The organism is Salipiger sp. ABF4_146 (assembly GCF_056161345.1).
On sequence record NZ_JBSWYX010000007.1, the window covers coordinates 265,216 to 287,565 of the forward strand.

Annotated in this window: 20 protein-coding genes; 7 read left to right on the top strand and 13 right to left on the bottom strand. The window is 65.3% G+C overall.

Annotated features, from left to right (window positions below):
- Positions 1 to 88: 88 nt before the first annotated feature.
- Positions 89 to 652 (bottom strand): elongation factor P, encoded by a 564-nt coding sequence (efp, locus tag ACXAJT_RS12660; RefSeq protein WP_475235771.1) that lies wholly within the window; start codon positions 650 to 652, stop codon positions 89 to 91.
- A 219-nt stretch (positions 653 to 871) separates the two neighbouring features.
- Between efp and ACXAJT_RS12665 the strand changes: the two genes are divergently transcribed.
- Complete coding sequence (locus tag ACXAJT_RS12665; protein WP_066101377.1) at positions 872 to 1,201, top strand: DUF6280 family protein; 330 nt, start codon at positions 872 to 874, stop codon at positions 1,199 to 1,201.
- 181 nt (positions 1,202 to 1,382) lie between these two features.
- Here the strand turns inward: ACXAJT_RS12665 and ACXAJT_RS12670 are convergent, their stop codons facing one another.
- The 12 genes from ACXAJT_RS12670 to ACXAJT_RS12725 form a co-directional block, all read right to left on the bottom strand.
- Entirely contained in the window at positions 1,383 to 2,765 is a 1,383-nt protein-coding gene (locus tag ACXAJT_RS12670) for a hypothetical protein (protein WP_475235772.1), read from the bottom strand.
- A gap of 96 nt (positions 2,766 to 2,861) precedes the next feature.
- Positions 2,862 to 4,268 carry a TolC family outer membrane protein gene (locus tag ACXAJT_RS12675; RefSeq protein WP_475235773.1) on the bottom strand — a complete coding sequence of 469 codons (1,407 nt, stop codon included), beginning with the start codon at positions 4,266 to 4,268 and terminating at the stop codon, positions 2,862 to 2,864.
- Between the two features lie 44 nt (positions 4,269 to 4,312).
- The gene (locus tag ACXAJT_RS12680) at positions 4,313 to 4,963 is read right to left on the bottom strand and encodes a protein-L-isoaspartate O-methyltransferase family protein (protein WP_475235775.1); all 651 of its coding nucleotides are present in this window, start codon (positions 4,961 to 4,963) and stop codon (positions 4,313 to 4,315) included.
- Between the two features lie 267 nt (positions 4,964 to 5,230).
- On the bottom strand, positions 5,231 to 5,548 hold the full coding sequence (locus ACXAJT_RS12685) for a phage holin family protein (protein ID WP_475235776.1): 318 nt from the start codon (positions 5,546 to 5,548) through the stop codon (positions 5,231 to 5,233).
- A 6-nt stretch (positions 5,549 to 5,554) separates the two neighbouring features.
- Positions 5,555 to 5,854 (bottom strand): ElaB/YgaM/YqjD family protein, encoded by a 300-nt coding sequence (locus tag ACXAJT_RS12690; protein WP_475235777.1) that lies wholly within the window; start codon positions 5,852 to 5,854, stop codon positions 5,555 to 5,557.
- Between the two features lie 171 nt (positions 5,855 to 6,025).
- Complete coding sequence (gene ggt, locus ACXAJT_RS12695) at positions 6,026 to 7,861, bottom strand: gamma-glutamyltransferase (RefSeq protein WP_475235779.1); 1,836 nt, start codon at positions 7,859 to 7,861, stop codon at positions 6,026 to 6,028.
- Positions 7,862 to 7,960: 99 nt separating this feature from the next.
- Positions 7,961 to 10,222 (bottom strand): molybdopterin-dependent oxidoreductase, encoded by a 2,262-nt coding sequence (locus ACXAJT_RS12700; RefSeq protein WP_475235780.1) that lies wholly within the window; start codon positions 10,220 to 10,222, stop codon positions 7,961 to 7,963.
- Positions 10,223 to 10,389: 167 nt separating this feature from the next.
- A complete protein-coding gene (locus ACXAJT_RS12705; RefSeq protein WP_475235781.1) occupies positions 10,390 to 11,571 on the bottom strand; it encodes a FliM/FliN family flagellar motor C-terminal domain-containing protein in 1,182 nt (393 codons plus the stop codon).
- A 95-nt stretch (positions 11,572 to 11,666) separates the two neighbouring features.
- Entirely contained in the window at positions 11,667 to 14,342 is a 2,676-nt protein-coding gene (locus ACXAJT_RS12710) for an ATP-binding protein (RefSeq protein WP_475235783.1), read from the bottom strand.
- A gap of 3 nt (positions 14,343 to 14,345) precedes the next feature.
- Positions 14,346 to 14,621, bottom strand: coding sequence for a hypothetical protein (locus tag ACXAJT_RS12715; RefSeq protein ID WP_475235784.1), 276 nt, complete (start codon positions 14,619 to 14,621; stop codon positions 14,346 to 14,348).
- On the bottom strand, positions 14,618 to 14,998 hold the full coding sequence (locus ACXAJT_RS12720; RefSeq protein ID WP_475235785.1) for a response regulator transcription factor: 381 nt from the start codon (positions 14,996 to 14,998) through the stop codon (positions 14,618 to 14,620). Before ACXAJT_RS12720 ends, ACXAJT_RS12715 begins: the two co-directional genes overlap by 4 nt.
- Positions 14,999 to 15,109: 111 nt before the next feature.
- Entirely contained in the window at positions 15,110 to 16,423 is a 1,314-nt protein-coding gene (locus ACXAJT_RS12725; RefSeq protein WP_475235787.1) for a helix-turn-helix domain-containing protein, read from the bottom strand.
- 222 nt (positions 16,424 to 16,645) lie between these two features.
- Between ACXAJT_RS12725 and ACXAJT_RS12730 the strand changes: the two genes are divergently transcribed.
- The 6 genes from ACXAJT_RS12730 to ACXAJT_RS12755 form a co-directional block, all read left to right on the top strand.
- Positions 16,646 to 17,992, top strand: a complete 1,347-nt coding sequence (locus ACXAJT_RS12730; RefSeq protein ID WP_475235788.1) for a substrate-binding protein — start codon at positions 16,646 to 16,648, stop codon at positions 17,990 to 17,992.
- 103 nt (positions 17,993 to 18,095) lie between these two features.
- On the top strand, positions 18,096 to 19,127 hold the full coding sequence (locus ACXAJT_RS12735; protein ID WP_475235789.1) for a branched-chain amino acid ABC transporter permease: 1,032 nt from the start codon (positions 18,096 to 18,098) through the stop codon (positions 19,125 to 19,127).
- Between the two features lie 4 nt (positions 19,128 to 19,131).
- On the top strand, positions 19,132 to 20,340 hold the full coding sequence (locus ACXAJT_RS12740) for a branched-chain amino acid ABC transporter permease (protein WP_475235791.1): 1,209 nt from the start codon (positions 19,132 to 19,134) through the stop codon (positions 20,338 to 20,340).
- A gap of 10 nt (positions 20,341 to 20,350) precedes the next feature.
- The gene (locus tag ACXAJT_RS12745) at positions 20,351 to 21,106 is read left to right on the top strand and encodes an ABC transporter ATP-binding protein (protein WP_475235792.1); all 756 of its coding nucleotides are present in this window, start codon (positions 20,351 to 20,353) and stop codon (positions 21,104 to 21,106) included.
- 12 nt (positions 21,107 to 21,118) lie between these two features.
- On the top strand, positions 21,119 to 21,874 hold the full coding sequence (locus ACXAJT_RS12750; RefSeq protein ID WP_475235794.1) for an ABC transporter ATP-binding protein: 756 nt from the start codon (positions 21,119 to 21,121) through the stop codon (positions 21,872 to 21,874).
- Between the two features lie 202 nt (positions 21,875 to 22,076).
- The coding region (locus tag ACXAJT_RS12755; protein WP_475235795.1) for an acetyl-coenzyme A synthetase N-terminal domain-containing protein at positions 22,077 to 22,350 on the top strand (274 nt) is incomplete at its 3' end.

Below are 22,350 nucleotides of genomic sequence, written 5' to 3' on the forward strand. Positions count from 1 at the left end.
GGGCCTCCTGGCTGGTGCGCCGGAGGCCCTTTGGTTCATCGTTCTGTCGCCCCCGGATCGCACGGGGACAAAGTGGTCGGCGCGCGGGTTATGCGCGTTCCGAATACTCCATGGTCTCGGTGTTCACGACGATGTCCTCGTCCTGCCCGACGAAGGGCGGAACAGAGACGCGCACGCCATTGTCGAGCACGGCGGGCTTGAAGCTGTTGGCGGCGGTCTGGCCTTTGACGACCGGCTCGGTCTCGACGACCTTGCAGACCACCTTTTGCGGCAGCGTCGCGTTCAGCGCTTCGGACTCGTAGAATTCCACAACGATGGTCATGCCGTCCTGCAGGAACGGGCGACGCTCGCCAAGGATGTCGGACGGCAGTTCGACCTGATCGAACGTCTCGGTGTCCATGAAGCTGAGCATGCCGTCGCTCTCGAAGAGGAACTGCATGTCTTTTTGCTCGAGGCGCACGCGCTCGACCTTATCCGCCGAACGGAAACGCTCGTTCAGCTTGGAGCCGTTGCGCAGGTTCTTCATCTCGACCTGCGCGAAGGCACCGCCCTTGCCGGGCTTGACGTGGTCGACCTTCACCGCGGCCCAGAGGCCACCGTTGTGCTCCAGAACGTTGCCGGGGCGGATCTCGTTACCGTTGATCTTGGGCATGGGGTCAAAACTTCGCAGTAAGGTTGAAGGGATTTTCCGGCCTCCTATATATGGCCGGTTCGCCCCGTGCAATACAACGTATCTCGTGTTCCCTACAAGCCGAGACATGCACCGAATGCAACGACGCTATGCGTTTGTGATGTATCCGAATCGAATGGAATAGTTCATACAGCCGCGTACGCCAGAAAAGACAAGAGCAATAATCATAAAGGTCGAAAGATGAAGGATTTCGTGGACAGCACAGCCTACCATGCCGAACAAGGCAACCGCGCGCGGAAACTTTTCGCCGCTGTGGTTCTGGCTGCGCTCGACGATGCAATCGCCGATGACAAGAAATACGGCAACGGCCCCGAGCAGATCGCCCGCTGGGCACGCTCGCGCGATGGTCGTGAAGTTCTCAGCTGCGCCGGTATCGACCCCAACGAGCGGGTTGTGTCGGGCCTGATGGAATTCGTGTCGAAAGGTGTTCGTACCTCCGTCGCGCTGTCGCGCGAGGAGAGCGAGCGTCGTCACGCAGCCGCAGCCGCGGAGCAGGCCGAAGCCGCCTGATCCCGGTCCGGGGACATCCCCCGAACAGTCGAAGGCGCGCCCCTAACAGGGCGCGCCTTCGGCGTTTCTGAAACCCTCTTTGGCAAAAGACTGCCGGTTTTGCCGTCACGCGCCGGCCATAAAACGCGCAACCCCGCGCAGCGCGGCTGGCGGGGTCGCAGTTGCGGACATGGACAAAGGTTTAGTCGAGGTCGGCGCTCATCGCGATGCGCTGAATTTCCTGCCGCACCAGCTTGCGCAGGTTGCGCGTGACACGCTCACCAACCGCGCCCTGCAGCTCTTCACGCACCACGTCAGCGACCAGCTTGCGCAGCGTCTCTTGATCGAGCGCGGCAAGCAGATCCGTCGCCTCATCGGTGCTTCCACTCTCGGAAAGCGTCGCAGTGTCGGCGCTCTGGGACTCCGATCCGGCGTCGGACTGTGCGGCGACCGGGGCGGCGGGCTGCTCTACCGGCTGCTCGACGCGCGGCGTGGCGCCAAGCTCCTCCGCTTCGCGGCGCAGGTTGCTCTGGCTGCGTTGCCAGACCGGGTTGCGCAGAATTTTCACAGGACGGCGCGCAGAGGGTTTGGGCACCTCTGGCACATCCAAGGCCTCCGGCTGATCAAGCTCCGCAGCCCTTTCGGCCTCGTCAGAGTCGTCGCGACCAGCGATTGGCTCGCGGTCAAAAGACGACCGGCGGAAGGCGAACGGCGCATCCTCTTGGTCGTCCTCATCCGGCTCGCCGGTGGCATCGGTCTCGAAGGGGCGGTCAACAAGCTCTGGCTCGGGCATCGGGCGGCTGGCCAGTTCGGCGTCGTCCTCGTCGGGCTCGGCCTGAGGCGCGATCTGCGGCTCGTCCGTGCTGTCCTGAGGCGCAGCCATCGGCTGATGCCGGAAGATTGCCTCCGGCGCCTCCTCGCCCGTTTCGGGCTCGAACTCGCTGGTGCTGCGCGCGATCATCTCTTCCAGCTCGGCGATCTTTCGTGCGAGGCTGCCCTCTTTCGGAGCGATCTCGGCAATTGGCTCCGGCGCAGGGCCGCGCGGCGTGTCGCGCAGTTTCGCGGCAAAGAAATCGGCGATGGACGCGCCCTGATCTTCCTGCGCGTCTTCTTCTGTAACCTCGATAAAGGGTGCCTCTTCGGCCTCCTCGACCGCTTGGCTCGCAGGCGCGATCATCGGTGCATCGGCATCAGGCTCGGGGACCTCGATGCTGTCGGCGTGGCGCGCGGCGGGCTCTTCGCCGACCTCCGGCCGCACTGGCTCCAGCGAGGCGCGGCGCCAAGCCGGGGTGGACAGCTCTTCCTCGGAGGGCAGCAAACGGCTGGTGAGGCGCATCTCGTCGGGTCCCGGTGCCTCGCTAAACGCAGGATGCGCCGCTTGCTCCGGCGGCGTCTTCGGCTTGGGGTCGGAAACGCGCAGGGCCGGCGTCAGAACCAGCCGCTCTGGCGCGGCAGGCTGCGCTTCGGCCTTGTGCTGAGGCTCGCGCTCCGCCGTATCTTCGGGCGCACGGGAATCTTCGGAAACCAGCCTCCGTATGGAGGAAAGAACGTCCTCGATTTCCACATTGGTCACGGGATCGGACATATGTTTACCACTCTTGCCTGTCCCTGAAGTGTAAACGCGGATCGCGGCTCCGACAACGGTCGAGCTGCAATCCGCGCGCCAGTGTGTCAGGCAAGCTTACTGCTTGCCCATCGCCTTCAGGATACGGTTGAGGTCCGCGCCCTGACGGGACTGGACCGGAGCGGTCTTGACCAGATTGTAGTACTCGGCCGGATCGTAACGCGGCACGTTCAGCGCGAGGTCTTCCGAGGTCAGCTGGCCCATCGCGTAGAGCACCGTGTAGGCAGCGATGGTTTCGTCGACCACGGCCGAGATCTGCGTGTTGCGCGCGTCCAGCAGTTCCTGTTCGGCGTCGAGCACGTCGAGCGTGGTGCGGGCGCCGAGAGTGGCCTCTTCGCGGGTGCCGCGGAAGGCGACGGTTGCGGCGCGGACCTGCTCGTCCGAAGCCTCGCGGGCGGCCTGTGCGACGCGCAGGTTGGCATAGGCGTTGGCCACCGTCTGCGGAACCGACTTTGTCAGCTGCAGCAGCGCCGCACGGTTCTGATCGCGGGTGGCCATCGACTGACGCTTCACCGAGCTGAGCGCCCCGCCGCTGTAGATCGGGCCGTTAAAGTTCAGGCCGACAGTGCCGCCGCGCGAGCCCGCTTCGCTGTCGAAGCTCTCGTCATACCCATAGGTGCCCTGCAGCGAGACTGTCGGGCTCATCTGCGCCTGCGCGATAGCGATGCCGATCTCGGAGGCCGTCACCTGATGCTGCACCTGAATGATGTCGGGGTGGTTGCGCAGCGCGATAGCCTTGGCCGCATCGGCGTTCGGCGGGATGTTCGGCAGCGAACTGGGCGACACGAGGTTGCCCGGCAGACGGCCCACGGAGGCGCGATACTCCTCGCGCGCCTGCGCCAGCGCGCCCTCTGCGGCCGCCAGCAGCGAGCGGGCAGCGGCAAGGCGGGCCTCGGCGGAGGCCACGTCGGTGCGGGTCACTTCGCCAACTTCGAAACGGTCGTTGGCGGCGCGCAGTTCCTCGCCGATCACCCGCACGTTGTTCTGGCGCAGGGTCAGCGTCTCGATGGCGCGGCGCACTTCCATGAACGCCTGAACGCCGCGCAGAAGCACGTCCTGCTCGACCGAGACGAGGCCCGAGCGCGTGGCCAGAACCGCCTCTTTCGCGGCGTCGACCGACAGCCGGTTTCTGCCGCCATCAAAGAGCGTCAGCGTTGCGCTGAGCGCGATCGACGCGGTGTCGCTGGTGGAGCCGGTGCGCTCGAAGCCGGTGGCGAGGCTGCGGGTCGTGCCGTAGTTGCGGCTGATATCGCCGGTCCATGCGACCACCGGGCGCAGTGCCGCGATCGCCTGCGCCACGTCTTCATCGGCGGCCCGCAGCACCGCGCGGTTCTGCTCGAGCAGACCGCTGGTGTTGTAGGCGCCGGAAAGCGCTTCTGCCAGAGTTTCCGCCGAAGCGGGCATTGCCAGCCCTGCCGCGAGGCAGACACCCGTCATCCATGTCCTAAGCGTTTTACGCGCCATCTTCCTGCCCTCTTATCCCTTGTCCTGCATCCCTGCCCTTTGGGTCAGAGTGCGAAGGCCACCTGTTTTTCGAACCCGGCAAGCACCGGCGCGGTGGCGTTGAAAGAAAACCGCCAGGTGATGGCGCCGTCGATCTTCCAGCCGACCTTCACCGTTCCCAGCGCTCCGTCCATGAAAATACAGGCGATCCGCCCGCCGTCTTTCAACTGCCCGGCAATCGTTTCGGGCAATTCTTCGATCCCGCCTTCGATGACGATCGCATCGTAGGGGCCGTGCTGCGGCGCGCCCTCGGCGAGCGGGCCGGTGTGCTGGATCACATTGTCCGCGTGCTCCATCAGCAGCGGCAGCGCCTCCTGCGACATGTCCTCGTCGTCCTCGACGGCGACAACCGCCTCGGCGATGCGCGCGATGACCGCAGCGCTGTAGCCCTGCGCCGAGCCGATATCGAGCACCAGATCGTCACCATCGACGTTCAGCGCATCAAGCATCTTCGAAAAGGTCCGGGGGTCGAGCACCACGCGCCCATCGCCAAGCTCGATATTGCGCCCGGCATAGGCGGCATCGCTCATTTCGCTGGGCACGAAAAGCTCTCGCGGAACGCGCAGCATCGCATCGATAATGGGAAACTTGGTCACGTCCGAGGGACGAACCTGTGTATCAACCATCATACGGCGAAGGGTAACGAAATCGGTCATCCGCTAAACTCTTCCGTTCAGATATCCTACTAAGTTTTTGCCACAGTTGCCTCTGCGGGGCAATGACCGGCTGCCGACAAATGCATGCAGCGGCGCGCGACTGTGACCCGGGCGCTGCGAAATTCAGAGATTTGCAGCTTCTCCGCACCCGTTTCTCAAAGCATTCCGAAAAATCTGCGGGCACCGCGATCAATCCTGCGTGTGCCTGCCCTTGGCGTCACCGGACGGGCCTCGGGCGGCCCATCCGGGGGTCGTGGGCGACGCCCGTCACTCTTTGCGCATCGCCTGCCCTGCGGCGCGACCGGCCAGAAACGCCTCGATCATCGATCCGACGGGGGCCGAAGGCGGCACTGGGTTGACCGGCACGCGCGGGCGCACGGGCACGTAAAAGAGCAGCAGCGCCAGCACGAAATAGATGCCGCCAAAGATCAGCGCGGCATGGATCGTGCCGTACATCTCGACCAAGACCAGCCAGCCGGCGATAGAGAAAAAAACTGCCGCGACGGCCAAGCAGACCGCCCCGGCGATGTTGCGGCCGGCCCGTGTCAGGCCGGCTCTCAGTCTTGCCTCAAACAGGGCGAACAAGCGCAATTACCTCCGGCTGCCGACGTAACCGATCAGAAAGCCGACAGCGGCGGCGAGGCCGATGGCCTGAAACGGGCTGGCCTGAATCTGGCCGCGCGCATTCTCTTCAAGTTCCGACACGCGCATTCCAGCTTCACGCAGGGCATCTTCGCCCTTGCCGCGCATCTCGGTCGCCTTGGCTTCGCCAGCGGCCTTGTACTCGGCGCCGCGGCGCTTGCCGATGTCGCCCACCAGTTCGGCCAGCGCAGACACGTCGCTGCGCAGTGTCTTGATCTGCTCGCTCAGAGCTTCGCTGTCAGTGGGCATGCTGGGCTCCGGGGTTTTGGGTGCGCCGTTCGTCTTTGTTGCAGTCTGGGCCATGGGGACGTCCTCCGTCTGCGATTGCCTTTGGTAAAGCAACACTGCAAGTCTGCGCGAAGTTCCCCTCCGCGCGCAAGTTTCCTTACCAGACGGCAGGCGACTGTGCCTTGCGCGACATCAATTGCCGCCGTCGCCCAAGGCGAAATTGCCCCCGTCGCCCAAGGCGATCCCCTCGCGGCGCGGATCGGCGCCGCCGGTCAGTTTCTCTCCAACGGCGATAACGTGAAGCCCCGAATTAAGGCTCCGCAGGTTGGTTTCAAAGCCGATCTCGGCCAGTGGCCCCGACAGCGCTTCGGCCTCGGTGCCGGCCTCGATATCCATGGTGCCAAAGCGATTGAGCACATGCGGCGCGGCCACCGCTGCCTGCGGATCCATCCCCCAGTCAAGCTGGTTGATCACCGCCTGCGCCACATAGCCGATGATCCGACTGCCGCCGGGCGAGCCAAGCACCATCACCGGCGCGCCGTCCTTCATCACGATGGTCGGCGCCATCGACGAGCGCGGCCGCTTGCCCGGCTCCAGCCGGTTGGCGATGGGCCGGCCCTCGTCATGCGTGGCGAAGCTGAAATCGGTCAGTTCGTTGTTGAGCAAGAAGCCCCGCACGAACAGCCGAGAGCCAAACCCGTTCTCGATCGTCGTGGTCATCGACAGGGCATTGCCCTGCGCGTCCACGATCGAGATATGGCTGGTCGATGGAAATTCGATCGAGCGGTCGTCGGCCCACAGCTGCGCGTGGTCCCATTCCGGCTCGCCGGGGGCCACCTGGGTCAGCGCCGTCTCGCCGCCGAGCAATTCTGCGCGGTGCTGCAGGTAGGTGGGATCGGAAAGCCCCTCGGTTGGCATGGGCACGAAATCGCTGTCGGCCATGTAGCGGCCCCGGTCGGCGAAGCCGAGGCGCGAGGCGTCGCCGATCAACCGCCACGCCTCGGGGCTGTCCGGCCCCAGCGCGGCAAGATCATAGGGCTCCAGCATTCCGAGGATCTGCCCAACGGTCAGCGCCCCGGACGACGGCGGCCCCATGCCGCACACCTCATGCGCGCGATAGGACACGCACACAGGCGCGCGCTCGATCACATCGTAAAGCGCTAGATCGGCCGTGCTGAGCTTGCCCGGATTGCCCTCCGCCTCGCGCACGCGGCGCACGATGGCTTCCGCGATCTCGCCGGTGTAGAACGCGCGGCTGCCGTCTTCTGCGATGGCCTTGAGCGTTTCGGCGTAAGGCTGGTTGACCACCCTGTCGCCGGCCTGCAGCGCGGTTCCGCCGGGAAAGAAATACGCCTCGGTCTCGGGGAAGCGGCGCAGCCGATCGCCGTCGCCCGCCACCAGTTCAGCCAGACGCGGCGAAACGGTGAAGCCATCCTGCGCCAGCGCGATGGCCTCGTCGAACAGTCCTGCCCAATTGGCCGTGCCCCAGCGCCGATGCGCCTCTTCCAGCAGCCGCGGCGTGCCGGGCGTTCCGACCGAGAGCCCGCCGACAACTGCCTCGAAAAAGCCCAAAGGCGCGCCGGCGTCATCCTGAAAATGCGTGGGACGTGCATCCAGCGGCGCGGTCTCGCGCCCGTCGAGCGTGGTCAGGCTCTGCGTCTTGGCATCATACCAGACAAGGAACGCGCCGCCGCCAAGGCCCGAGCTTTGCGGCTCGACCAGCCCCAGCACCGCCTGCACGGCGATCATCGCATCGGCGGCGCTGCCCCCCTCGCGCAGCACCCGCGCGCCCGCTTCCACTGCCAAAGGATTGGCGGCGGCCACCATCCAAGTGTCCCCCTCGGTCGGCTGTCCCTGTGCCTTGGCCTCAAGCGCGGCCTGCGCCGGCGCGGAGAGCGTTTCGAACGCGCCCGACGCGGTGGCCGTCTCTGGCGCGACGGCGTCAGCGGCCTGCTGCGCCGCAAGCGGCAGCGCGAATGTCAAAAGCAGACTTGCGGCGAAACTGGCGGTGAGAGCGGTGGCGCGCATCGATATCCTCCAAACCGGGGTCCCGCGCCGCACTTGGCGCCCGGGCACCAGAGTGATGGTATCGCGCGCGCTGCGTTTCGCAACCACGCGTCGCGCGGCTCAGCCCAGCGGGCCGACCTCGACCAGCGTGGTATGCGCCGAAGACCCCTGCCCGAGCGACGACGTTCCCTTGTCACGGGTAAGCACGTTGGGGTTGCCATGCGGGTCGATGTTCTCGGACGCGTCACCGTACCAAGCGCCGGTGGGCAGCGCCACGACGCCAACGCGGATGTCATCGCTGACCACCGCCCGCGCCCGCACCGCGCCGCGGGCATTGCGCACAAGCACCAGATCGCCCGAGGCAATGCCGCGCGGGCCTGCATCCTCGGGGTGGATCAGCAGCCGTTCGGGCCGCGCGTCGGGCGCATCGGCCAGCGCGGCCTCAAGCTGGCTGTGCAGCTTGTCGCCGGGCTGCGGCGACACAAGATGCAGCGGCGTTTGCGCGCTGGCCGTGCCGAGCCATTCGGTCGGCGGCAGCCAGACCGGATGACCGGGGCAATCGGCGTAGCCAAACCCGTCGACTGTCTCGGAAAAGACCTCGATCTTGCCCGAGGGCGTGTTCAGCGCGTGCCCCTCTGGATCGGCGCGAAAGCGGGCAAGGAACGAGGGCAGCGGAGGCTCTTGCACGATCGGCAGCTTGACCCAGTTGCGTGCGCGCAGATCGTCGAAATCCGGCACGTCGATCCCCGCCTCGGCGCCGGTCGCGCGGTAGCCTTCGTAGAGGTGACGCAACCAGCCTTCGCTGCTGCGCCCTTCGGTGAAGGCCTCTCCCTCGCCCATGCGCGCGGCCAGACCGGCGAAGATGTCGTAATCATCGCGCGCCTCGCCCACCGGCGGGATCAGCGCGGGCATGTTAAACAGATATTCATCCAGATCGGTGCGCCCGATGTCCTCGCGCTCGTAGCTGGTGGTGGCAGGAAAAACGATGTCGGCGCGCTTGGCAGTGGCGGTCCACCATGGCTCGTTGACGATCACCGTCTCGGGGCATTTCCACGCCTCGTGCAGGCGATTGAGGTCCTGATGGTGGTGGAACGGGTTGCCCCCCGCCCAGTAGACAAGGCGAATATCCGGGTACGGCTCGCGTCGCCCGTTGAAGTCATAGGGCACGCCGGGATTTTCCAGCATGTCGGCAATCCGCGCCACGGGAATGAAGGTGCCGACCGGGTTCTGTCCCTGATCGAGCGTGATGCCGCGCAGCGATTTCATCGATTTGCCGATGCCGCCGATGGCCCCATAGCCGTAGCCGACGCCGCCGCCGGGCAGACCGATCTGACCCAGCATCGCCGCCAGAACGGCCGACATCCAATACGGCTGCTCGCCGTGTTCGGCGCGCTGCAGCGACCATGCGACAGTGATCAGCGTGCGGGTGCTGGCCATGCGCCGCGCCAGCGCGCGGATCGTCTCGGGATCGGTGCCGCAGATCGGGCTGGCCCATTCCGGCGTTTTGGGCAAACCGTCGCTTTCGCCCATCAGGTAAGGCCGGAAGCGCGCAAAGCCGACCGCGTAACGGGCGAGGAAATCGTGATCCGTCAGCCCCTCCTGCTCCAGCACGAAGGCCAGCGCCAGCATCAGCGCGGTGTCGGAGCCCGGACGCACCGGCAGCCACGCGCAACCTTCGGGCGCATCGCGCCGCTGCGGGCTGATATTGACGCGATGCATGTTTCTTTCGCCAAAATGCTCGAACCAGTTCTGGGTGTCGTGACGGGTGATCCCGCCCATACTCACCTGCGCGTTCTTGCGATTGATGCCGCCGAACATCACCAGCGTCTGAGTGTTCTCGGCGATGGTCTGCCAGCTGTCTTGCTCGTTATAGAGATAGCGCAGGAAGGGCACGCCGAAGACATGCGGCATGATCGCCTGTGCGCAGCCGGTGGAATAGCTGCCGAAAGAGGCGACATACCCTCCGATGCTGTTCAGGAAGCGGTGCACCTGGCTTTGCGCGTGGTGAAACCGCCCCGCCGAGGACCAGCCGTAGGAGCCGCCAAAGATCGCCTGATTGCCGTGGGTCTTTCGAATGCGGTCAATCTCTTGCGCGGCGATGTCCAGCGCCTCGTCCCATGGCAGATCGACAAAACTGTCGTGGCCGCGGCCCGCGCGGTCTCGGGTTTCGAGCCAGCCACGACGGATCGACGGCCGAGAGACGCGGCTGCGGTGATGCACGGCGGCGGGCACCGCAAGCGGAATGTCATTTGCCTCCGGGTCCTCCGCAAAAGGTCCGGTGCCGACAATACGATCCCCCTCGGTCGTCACCTCGAACGCCCCCCAGTGGCTGGTGGTGACGCGGGTCTTGCGGTCGGCGGCGGGGGTGTCGTGAACGGTCATTCTGGCAGGCTCCGGGTGGGTCGTGGCCAGAGTAACACGATATGGCGCGGGAAATGGCAAGGGAGCCCGCCGGGTGTGAGGCCCACTTTGGCCGCCTCGCTCATGCGAAGACCACTGCAAATGCTTGTGAAATGCCCGGCAGCCGCCTTTGCGCCGCTGCGGTTCGGTCACTCGTCGGGCGGCATCGGGCTGGCGGAAAAATCGAAATCGAAATCCATGCCGCCACCGTCCTCCGAGTCGTCTGATGAAACCGCGGGCGCGGCGTCAAAATCAGCCGCGAAATCGCCTGCCCCGTCATCGCCGAGGGGCGGCAGGTCGGGCAGATCCGGAAGCCCTGAGGTGATCTCATCAAGGCCAAACTCCGCAGCAGCGGCGGGCGCCGCGACGTCTTCCTCCAGCGGGACCGGTGCAGAGCCCGGCTCTGCCCGAGGCGCGCCCGCGGCCTGCCCCGCGGCGGTCCCCCCTTGCGGCCAACTGAGCCGCACCGCGCGCATGCCGTTCATCTGGCCCAGCCGCCCGCCCGCGACGGCGGTGCCGCCGTCCCGCGCCGCGCCGGTGCAAAGCGTGACCTTGTCGAGCAGTTCGGGCGCCAACGGCAGCACATCGCCCGGCTTCAGCGCCTGTACCCGGCTCAGCGGCAGGCGCAGCGCGCCCAGCACTGCGCGCATCTGCGCTGGCAGCAGCGCCATGCGCGCCTCATAGGCGCCTTCGCCCGCAACCGCATCGGCCCGCTGCGCACCAGGCCGTTGCGGCAGGAACAGGCGCAGCTCGCCCTTGCGGCGCCCCAGCGCCAGATCGATCTCGACCCGGAAGCCCGAGTAACCGGGCGCGTCGAGCAGCATGCCAGCGGCGCGCGCATCCTCGAGCATGGCGCCAAAGCGGAACCCCTCAAGCTGCGCGCGCAGAGGATGATCCTCGAGAAATCGCGGAAACCGCTCCAGCATGCCGTCGATCAGCGGCGCGGTCATCGCGGCATCGGTGGCGGTGAGCGGGCGCGGATCGGCGGGCATCTGGGTGACTTGCAACATGGTCTGCACCTCGGTCAGCCCGGTGACCAGGTCACGCTCGAGCGAGATCAGCCCGACCGCCCCGTCGGGTCCATCGAGCAGAACCAGCAGCACCTCTGGGCGCAGCTGGGCCACCACGCCATCCTGATCGAACTGATCCAGTTCCACGGCGCGGGTGACCAGCGCCAGATCCCACAATAGATCAGCCGTGCGCGACAGCGCCCGGCGCAGCGCCTTGGCCGGCGACATCGCACGCGCCTCAAAGGCGCGGCGCGCGGCGGCGGCCTTGCGACTGAGCACATCCTGTCCGGCAGGGTTCGACTGTCTGGCGGCGTCCGGCATCTTTCCTTTCAGTCTGATCTGCTGCGCATTTGCCCCGCCGTTTATCGGGCAAATTGGTTACCGCGGGCTTTAGCAGGCCAGAAAAGCTTTGCCGGTCACTGCGCCGCGATGGCCAGATCCGCAGGCAAGCTCACGCGGAATGACGCGCCGCCGCGGCCGGGCACATAGGTGATGTCACCACCGAGACGAGTGACGATCTGCCGGCAGATCGCAAGCCCCAGCCCGGCGCCGCCCGCCTTCTGATCGCTGACCCGACTAAATTTTTCAAAGATCAGGTCCTGCGCCTCGGCGGACACGCCCGAGCCATTGTCGGTGAAATCGACCGCCAGCCGCGCGCCCGGCCTGACGGTGATCTCCAGCACCGGATGCGGCGCGTCGCAGTATTTGCGGGCGTTGGCGACAAGGTTGATGAACACCTGACTGAGCCGGTCGAGATCGGTGTGCAGCATGATCTGTTCGGCGGCGTGATCACGGCGAATTTCCAGCCGCGCCCCGGCCTCATCCGCCGCCGCGGCGGCCACCGCCCGATCAAGCAGGTCCGACAGCAGGCCGCGCCGCAGGTTGAGGCTGACCTGTCCGTTCTCCAGCACCGACAGGTCCAACAGGTCATCAAGAAGCCGGGTCAGTCGAACCGCTTCGTCATGAATGATCGAGGCGTATTTTGTCTTTTCCTCGGGCGTCATGCCGCCGGTGTCGCGCAGGATCTCGGAAAACGCACGGATCGAGGTCATCGGGGTGCGCAATTCATGGCTGATCTGACTGAGGAAGGCGTCCTTCTGCACCGACAGACGGGTGAGCTTGGCGTTGGCCTCGCGCAGCTGCGCAGCGGTGCGGGCCAGTTCCTGCGACTGCGCCTCGAGCCGGGCAGAATACTCCATCATCTGCGCGGTCTCGTCGGCTACGGCCATCAGGTCCTCGACCGAGACCGACATGCCACCGACGATCTGACCGACCATGGCGTGGGCCGTCGCCGCCCCCACCGACCCGGCCAGTTCGCGCTCCAGCGTTTCCAGAAAGCGCGGCGTCACGTCTGGCAGCGGGCCGCGCGCGCCCTGCCGCTCGGCCTCGCGCTCGAACAACCGCTGCGCATCGCGCGCACCCAAGATGCGCTGCGCCATGATCATCAGGTCTTCGCTCTGCGCGATATTGCCGGTCCAGCTGCGCGGGCTGGTGGAATGCTCGAAGACATTGACGAATTGCGCGCCCTGCAACCGCTCGATCGGCTGGGGGAAACTGAGCAGGGACGCCAGAACGAAACCGCCGGTGTTGAGGGTCATCGACCAGAAAAACGCATGCAGCAGCGGGTCCATGCCCGACAGGCCGAACATCCCCTGCGGGCGCAGCCAGCCGATGCCGAAGGGCCCGTCGAGCAGCCAGCTTTCCGGCAGGAAGACGCCCGGCCCGAAGGACGGCAGGAACAGCGCATAGCCCCAGCAGCAAAAGCCCAGCAGCAGGCCGGTGACCGCGCCGAGCCGGGAGGCGCCGCGCCAGAAGATGCCGCCCAGCATCGACGGCAGCACTTGTGCAAGGCCGACGAAGGACACAAAGCCGATGGTGGCCAGCGCCTCGCCGCCGCCAGAGAGGCGGTAGTAGAGATAGCCCAGCATCACCACGCCGACGATCGACAGGCGCCGCGCCAGCAAAACCACATGCCGCACGTCGCCCGATACGTTGGCGCCGGTCTCGGCAAAGCGCAGCCAGAGCGGCATAACCACGTGGTTCGACACCATGGTCGACAGCGCGATGGCGGCGACGATGACCATCGAGGTCGCCGAACTGAAGCCGCCAAGGAACGACAGCACCGCCAGTCCGCCCTGCCCTTGCGACAGCGGCAGGGTCAGCACGAAAAGATCAGGGTTCGAACCTTCGGGCAGCAGATCGAGGCCAATTACCGCGATCGGCACGACGAAGAGGCTGATCAGGCCAAGGTAGAGCGGAAAGGCCCAGCTGGCCGTGCGCAGATGGGTTTCGTTGTCGTTCTCGACCACCAGCACCTGAAAAATCCGCGGCAGGCAAAGAAAAGCCGCCGCAGAGAGCATGATCACCCCGGCCCAGCGGCCGCCGTCGATGCGCCATTGGCCAAGCTCCGAGGCATCGATCCGCGCCAATGTCTCGGTCAGCCCGCCGCCCAGCCCCCAGACCACGAAGACGCCAACGGCGAGCAGCGCGAAGAGTTTCACCACCGCCTCGACGGCGATTGCCATGACAACACCATTGTGCCGCTCATTGGCGTCGAGGTTGCGGGTGCCGAAGATCACCGTGAACAGCGCCAACCCGGCCGCTAGCCACAACGCCGTATGGCCGCTCTCCTCGCCGGTGGCCAGATCGCCGGCCGAAAAGACCTCGAAGCTGAGCGTCACCGATTGCAGTTGCAGCGCGATATAGGGCGTGGTGCCAACAACGGCGAGGATGGTCACCCCCACCGCCAGAAGATTGGATTTGCCGTAGCGCGACGAAATGAGGTCGGCCACCGAGGTGATGCGCTGCGAGCGCCCGATGCGCACCAGCTTGCGCAGGATCCACCACCAGCCGACCAGCACCAGCGAAGGCCCGAGGTAGATCGCCAGATACTCGAACCCGGTGCGCACCGCCGAGCCGACGGCGCCATAAAACGTCCAAGCGGTGCAATAGATGGACAGCGAGAGCGTGTAGACCAGCGGCGAGCGCAGCCAGCGGGCCTGCCCGCGCAGGGCGATGCGCTCGGCGGCGAAGGCGATGACGAAGAGAAACAGCGCGTAGCCGAGGCAGACGGCGACCAGCGTGTTGAGCATCGCCTACTCTCCCCCGTCTCCCGGCCCCGGACGTCCGAGCGCCCAGGCGATGCCGGCGGCCAGCAGCACCAGCGCCAGCCAGACGCCGAACAGATAGACGATGACCGCAGAACTGCGCACGCCCTCTGACGGGTCTTCCTGCCACAGCAGCGGCACCAGCCAGAGCAACGCGCCCAGAAACGGCAACACCCGCGCCCCATCCATCACCCGGCGGCGGCGGTAGGATTGCCGCTCGAGGAAAACCGGCGGCGTGCCGCGGCGGGGCGCCTCTTCGCTCATGCCTCTTTTTGCGCGTTCACCAGCGTGCGCACGGTGTCGAGCATTTCACTGTTGGAAAAGGGTTTGGACATGAAGGCGCTGACGCCTTCACGCTCGGCCAGTTCGCGGTCGCGGGTCTGGCCGCGGGCAGTCAGCATCAGAACCGGCAGTTCGGCGGTCGCCGGGTCGGCCCGAAGGTCGCGCAGGATGTCGTAGCCGCTCTTGCCGGGCAGCATGACATCAAGGATCAGCAGATCGGGCTGCACATCGCGCAGCCGCTCGTTGGCCGTGGTGCCATCGGAATGGGTCTCCACGTCGAGCCCTTCGCGCGACAGGATGAAGCTGATCGCCTCGATGATATTCGGCTCATCTTCGATCAGCAGCACGTGTTTGGACATCCACCCCTCTCTCCGCGGCCCCGGACTCTCCCCTTTCCGGCGCCGAGGTTTTCTCCCCCATGAGCCCTTGTTATCGCCAATGTTTCAACCCCTGTCAAAAAGAGACCACGATCACAGTGGCCGCTCCGCTGCGTCACCCAGCAGCGAGGGCTCGCGCCGCGCCGGGCAACTGACGCGCGGGCAGATGCGGCAGGTGGCGCCGACAAGCTCGGTCTCTTCGCCGCCGCGGTCCGGGCCCGCCGGGGTGATCATCATATGCGCCTCGAAGATCGGATCGCGGTTGGCCTGCGGCGGGCCGGCGGGCTGCGCCACCGCCCATGCGCGCACCGCGCCGCCCTGCCGCCCGGCCAGTTGTACGCGCCGCGACAGCACCGCCATGGGACGGCTAAGCGCCGGGAACAGCGGCCAGAGCGGGCAGTCGGCACCAAAGCGCGGGATCGGGAAATCCGGCAGCGGCTTGCGGAAAGTCAGTGCCCCCGAGGCGTCGCAGATCGCCAGCCCGACCGGCCCGCAGGCGGCCTCTGCAGGCAGCGCGGCGAGGCGGCGCATGGCGCGCGCCGGATCACAGCCAAAGCGGCGCAGCAGCGCCAGCGGATCGGCACCATCCTCCGACACGGCGGTCAGCAACGGCTTCAGCGGCAGGGCGCGGGCGTCCTCGGCGTAGGTGACCAGCGCCTGCTGCAGTAGGATGCGCGCGTTGCCCGAGAGATCGCCACCAAGGTCTTCTGCGAGCGCCTCCGGCTCTCGACCCTTCTCGAGCGCCGGGAAGTGATAGCCCGCCGCCTCGAAGACGGCGGTCACTTCTTCCTGCGGCGTGCCGCTTTCGCGTGCGGCCTTGCCTTCGGCCTCAAGGTAGCTGACGAGGCTGCGGCTGCTCTCGGCGAGCCGGGCGCTGTCTTCGTGGATGTTGCGGTGAAACCGGCGCTGCCAGTCGGGGTCGATCGCCTCGGGTTCGTTGAGGATCGAGGCCGCCGAACGGATCGCGGTGACGGTCGAGAGCATCTCGTGCAGCGCGCCGGCAAGCTGCGGGTCATGTGCCAGCCGATCACTGAGCGTCTCGACGCTGCGTTCCAGCGTTTCGATGCGCGCGTGCGCCTCGGCCAATAGCCGTGCCCAGCCGGGAAAACGCCCGGCAAATTCATCGACCCGGTCCAATTCCGCCGCGTTGCCGCGCATTGTGCCCGCCGCCTCGCGCAAAGCGGCAATCAGCGCGGCTTCGGCCCCTTCTGTCAGGATAGACGGTTCGACCTTGAGTATTTCCGCCAGATCGAGCAGCAATTTCCCGCCGATTCTTCGACGATTGTGCTCGATCAAATTGAGATAAGACGCCGAAATACCCGCCTGACGTGCAAGATCGGCCTGTTTCAAGCCGAGAATCGTACGTCTTTCGCGGATTCGACTGCCGGTGAGCGTATCGCGGGGCATGGTGGTTTCTGAACCCTTTCAAGGCCTTTCTGCGGCGCGAAATAAATTTATTTACATCATACCCTAATGCCTTGTGCATTTGTTGACAAAAAAATCGTTAACCTAAAAGCAGTTGTTGCGTGATTTTCTTTCGTGGCCCGATACTGATTTTGCACGGAAACGTGTTTTGCACTGTCGGGAAGAGGAGCCTGACGGCGCAAATATTCAAACGGGAGGAAATTCATGTCCAAGTCGACTCTGACACGCCGCGGCGTGCTGAGAACTGGTGCCGTGGCGGGAGCCGGTGTGGCCCTGCCAACGATCTTCACCAGTTCGTCCGCATCGGCCTTCACCAACGAGCCCACCGGCGGCTCGGTCACCCTTGGCTTCAACGTACCGCAGACCGGCCCCTACGCAGACGAAGGCGCCGATGAACTGCGCGCCTTTGAACTGGCGGTCGAACACCTCAATGGCGGTGGTGACGGCGGCATGCTGAACACCTTCAGCTCGAAGATGCTGGAAGGCAGCGGCATCCTCGGCAAGAAGGTCGAATATGTCACCGGCGACACGCAGACCAAATCCGACGCCGCCCGCGCCAGCGCCAAATCGATGATCGAGAAGGACGGCGCGGTGATGATCTCCGGCGGCTCGTCCTCGGGCGTCGCCGTGGCCGTGCAGGGCCTCTGCCAAGAGGCGGGCGTGATCTTCATGGCCGGGCTGACGCATTCGAACGACACCACCGGCAAGGACAAGAAAGCCAACGGTTTCCGCCACTTCTTCAACGCTTATATGTCGGGTGCCGCGCTCGCGCCGGTGCTGGCCAAGCAATACGGCGAGGACCGCAAGGCCTATCACCTGACCGCCGACTACACCTGGGGCTGGACGCAGGAAGAGTCGATCAAGGCAGCCACCGAGGCGCTTGGCTGGGAGACCGTCAACACGGTCAAGACGCCGCTCGCGCAGACCGACTTCTCGTCCTACATCGCGCCGGTCCTGAACTCGGGCGCGGACGTGCTGATCCTGAACCACTACGGCGGCAATATGGTCAACTCGCTGACCAACGCCGTGCAGTTTGGCCTGCGCGACAAGATGGTCAACAACAAGAACTTCGAGATCGTCGTGCCGCTCTACTCGCGCCTGATGGCGCGCGGCGCCGGTGAGAACGTGAAGGGTATCTTCGGCTCGACCAACTGGCACTGGTCGTTGCAGGACGAAGGTTCGAAAGCCTTCGTGCAGAGCTTCGGCACCAAGTACGGCTTCCCGCCGAGCCAGGCCGCGCACACCTGCTACGTGCAGACCCTGCTCTATGCCGACGCCGTCCAACGCGCAGGCTCGTTCAACCCCTGCGAGGTCGCCGCAGCGCTCGAAGGCTTCGAGTTCGACGGCCTCGGCAACGGCCCGACGCTCTACCGCGCCGACGATCACCAATGCTTCAAAGACGTGCTGGTGGTGCGCGGTAAGGAGAATCCGGAGTCGGAGTTCGACCTTCTCGAGGTGGTCGAGGTCACCCCGCGCGGACAGGTGGAATATGCCCCCGATCATCCGATGTTCGCCGGCGGCAGCCTCGGGTCCTGCAACCCGGGCGCCTGAGCCTTTGCAGACAGCGGGTCACGTCGCGTTGCGTGGCCTCATTCCCGCGTTCCCGGCGCCACGCCGGGAGCGCACGCACTTCCTTTGACCTGAAGGCCGGGACATGGACGCAATCATTCTTCAAATCCTGAACGGGCTCGACAAGGGCTCGGCCTATGCGCTGATCGCGCTGGGGCTCACCCTCATCTTCGGCACGCTCGGGGTGGTCAACTTCGCCCATGGCGCGCTGTTCATGATCGGCGCCTTCTGCGCCGTCACCCTCAACCGCATCCTCACCCTGTCGCATCAGGTGGTCGACGAAAGCCGCAAGGATTTCCTTGGCAACCCGCTGAAGGTCGACGTGCCCTACGTCAACGACTGGTTCGGAGAGGCTGCGGGCGCCGCGATCATCGACTGGTCGGTGCCGCTCGCCATCCTCTTCTCGATCCCGGTGATGATCCTCATCGGCGTGATCATGGAGCGCGGGCTGATCAAGCATTTCTACCGGCGGCCGCATGCCGACCAGATCCTCGTGACCTTCGGTCTCGCCATCGTGCTGCAGGAGATCATCAAGTATTTCTATGGGGCCAACCCGATCCCGACGCCCGCGCCCGACGTGTTCCGCGGCTCGTTCGATTTCGGCGTGCTGCTGGGCTTCGATCCCAATGCGATCATCTACCCCTACTGGCGCCTCGTCTACTTCGGCTTCGCCGCGCTGATCGTCGGTGCCGTCTTCGCCTTCCTGCAGTTCACCACCTTCGGCATGGTGGTGCGCGCCGGCATGGCCGACCGCGAGACCGTGGGCCTGCTGGGCATCAACATCGACCGCCGCTTCACCATCATGTTCGGCCTCGCCGCCGCAGTGGCCGGGCTGGCGGGCGTGATGTACGCGCCGATCAACTCGCCGAACTACCACATGGGGATGGATTTCCTCGTGCTGAGCTTCGTGGTGGTGGTTGTCGGCGGTATGGGCTCGCTGCCCGGCGCGGTTCTGGCCGGCTTCGTTCTGGGCGTGCTCGAGAGCTTCGCGTCGATGAACGAGATCAAATCGATCCTGCCCGGCATCGACCAGATCATCATCTACCTCGTCGCCATCATCATTCTGCTGACCCGTCCGAGGGGCCTGATGGGCCGCAAGGGCGTGATGGAGGACTAAGACCATGTTCGGACTTGGCAAAAAAGACACCACCGTCTTCGTGGTCGTGATCATTCTGGCGCTTTGCGCCCCGTTCATCCTCAACCCCTTCCCCACCGACAGTTCGCTGGCGCAGTTCAACGCGGGCTATCCCGACCTGATGCAGCGCTTCGTGATCTTCGGCATCTTCGCCATCGGCTTTAACCTGCTGTTCGGCCTCACCGGATATCTCAGCTTCGGCCACGCCGCCTTTCTCGGGATGGGCTCCTACGCCGCGGTGTGGATGTTCAAGCTGCTGAGCATGAACGTCATCCCGGCGATCCTGCTGTCGATGATCGTGGCCGGGCTCTTTGCGGTGGTGATCGGCTACGTCAGCCTGCGCCGCTCGGGCATCTACTTCTCGATCCTGACGCTGGCCTTCGCGCAGATGAGCTACAACCTCGCCTATTCTGTGCTCACCCCGATCACCAATGGCGAGACCGGCCTGCAGATCACCCTCGACGATCCGCGCATTCTCGGCAATTCCGCCACCGCCGACGGCGGCATTCCGGTGACCAACCTCTTCGGGCTGGAGATGCGCAATTTCACCACTGTCGACATCGCCGGATGGAGCTTCAACTTCTCGGTCGGCTATTACCTTAGCGCTGTGATCATGATCCTCGCCTTCTACGTGGCGATCCGCATCTTCCGCTCACCTTTTGGCATGATGCTGCGAGCGATCAAGTCGAACCAGCAGCGCCTTTATTACACCGGCCTAAACGCCCGCCCATACACGCTCGCGGTCTTTGTGATCTCGGGCATGTACGCAGGGCTCGCCGGGGGGCTGATGGCTTCGATGGACCCGCTCGCAGGCCCCGAGCGGATGCAGTGGACCGCTTCGGGTGAGGTGGTGCTGATGACCATCCTCGGCGGCGCCGGCACGCTGATCGGCCCGGTGCTGGGCGCGGGCTTCATCAAGTACTTCGAGAACATCTTCTCGAAAATCAACGACGGTGTGCTGCACGGATGGTTCGCCTTCCTGCCCGACGGGATCGAGGATTTCGTCGTCGCCATCATTCACCCCTTCGTCGGCAAGGGCTGGCACCTGACGCTGGGCCTGCTGTTCATGCTGGTGGTGATCTTCCTGCCCGGCGGGCTGGTGGAGGGCGGCCAGCGCATCTCGAAGGCCCTGAAGCGGGACAAGCCGAAAGACAACGGCACCGCCCGCAAGGCCAACCATGAACCCGCGGAATAAGGAGGCGCAGATGGGCATTCTGGAAGTCAAAGACGTCAACAAGCGCTTCGGCGGGCTGAAGGCCTTGTCGGAGGTGAACCTCAGCGTTGCGGAAAACACCGTGCACGCGATTATCGGCCCCAATGGTGCGGGCAAGTCGACCCTGCTCAACTGCCTCGTCGGCAAGCTGATCCCCGACACCGGATCGGTGATGTTCGACGGGCAGTCGGTGCTCGGCCGCAAGCCGTTCGAGATCAATCAGATGGGTATTTCGCGAGTGTTCCAAACCCCCGAGATCTTCGGCGATCTGACGGTGATGGAGAACATGATGATCCCGCTTTTTGCCCGCCGAGACGGCGCCTACCGGTTGCACGCCTTCCGCGCGGTCGAAAGCGAGGCTGAACTGCGCAGCCGCGCCGAGGCCATGCTTGAAGACGTGAAGATGCTCGACAAGCGGCACATGCATTCGGCCTCCATGTCGCGCGGCGACAAGCGGCGGCTCGAGATGGCGATGTGCCTCGTGCAAGAGCCGCGCCTGCTGCTGCTCGACGAGCCCACCGCCGGCATGGCCCGCGCCGACACCAACAACACGATCGACCTGCTGAAAGAGATCAAGGAAAAGCGCGACATCACCATGGCGATCATCGAACACGACATGCACGTGGTGTTCAGCCTCGCCGACCGGATCACAGTGCTCGCCCAAGGCACACCGCTGGTCGAGGACAGCCCCGAGAACATCAAGGGCCATCCCAAGGTGCGCGAAGCCTACCTCGGCGAAGCGGCGTAAGGAGAGAGCGAGATGAACGTCAGACCGGATTTTTCCAAGAACGCCAACCACGCGGAAACCGCGCCCGCCTTCCTGTCGATCTGGGATATGCACTCCTACTACGGCGAAAGCTACATCGTGCAAGGCATCAGCTTCAACGTGCACGAAGGTGAGATTCTCGCCCTGCTGGGCCGCAATGGGGCGGGCAAGACCACGACGCTGCGCTCCATTGCGCGGCTCGGCAACCCGCAGGTGCAGCGCGGCGAGATTTGGCTCGACCACCAGCCGCTGCACAATATGAGTTCGCATCAGGCGGCGGTGGCCGGGCTGGGCCTCGTGCCCGAAGATCGGCGCATCATCCCGGGCCTGACGGTCGAGGAAAACCTGCAACTGGCGCAGATCGCGCCGCCGATCGGCTGGTCGCTCGACCGGCTGTACGACCTCTTCCCGCGCCTCGGCGAGCGGCGCAAACAAGAGGGGGTGACACTGTCGGGCGGCGAGCAGCAGATGCTGGCCATCGCCCGGGCCTTGGCGCGCGACATCAAGGTGCTGCTGCTCGACGAGCCCTACGAGGGGCTGGCACCGGTGATCGTCGACGAGATCGAGAAGACCCTGCGCCACATCAAGGAACAGGGCATGACCACCATCCTCGTGGAGCAGAACGCGGTGCGCGCGCTGCAACTGGCCGACCGCGCGATCATCCTCGACACCGGCTCCATTGTCTTCGACGGATCTGCCGCCGAAGTGCTGGAGAACGAAGAGCTGCGGGCGGAGTATCTGGCGATCTGATCGCCGCCGCCCCGGGCCTTCTGCGGAAGGTCCGCGCGCGGGTCGTTGGGGACCGGCCCGCGCGCATTTTCCCTTTCGGCATCGTCGTCTGCGCACCGCCCGGCATCCGCAACGCGCGATCCCGTGACCGTCTTTCGCACGAAGGGGCCTTGCGTTCGACGCCGCAAGGCGCATCCTGCTCGGCAAAACAGGAGGAGACATCATGACGCACCCAGTCCTTCACGCCCCGTCCGACGACTTCGTCGCCAACGCCCATGTCGGCGCCGAGCAATACGACGAGATGTACGCGCAATCGATCTCGGACCCCGAAGGGTTCTGGGCGGCGGCGGCGCAGCGTCTGGACTGGATGGCGCGGCCGACGAAGATCAAGAACACCTGCTTTGACTTCGGCAAGGTCGACATCAAGTGGTTCGAGGACGGCGTGTTGAACGTCGCGCACAACTGCATCGACCGCCACCTGCCCGAACGCGCCAACC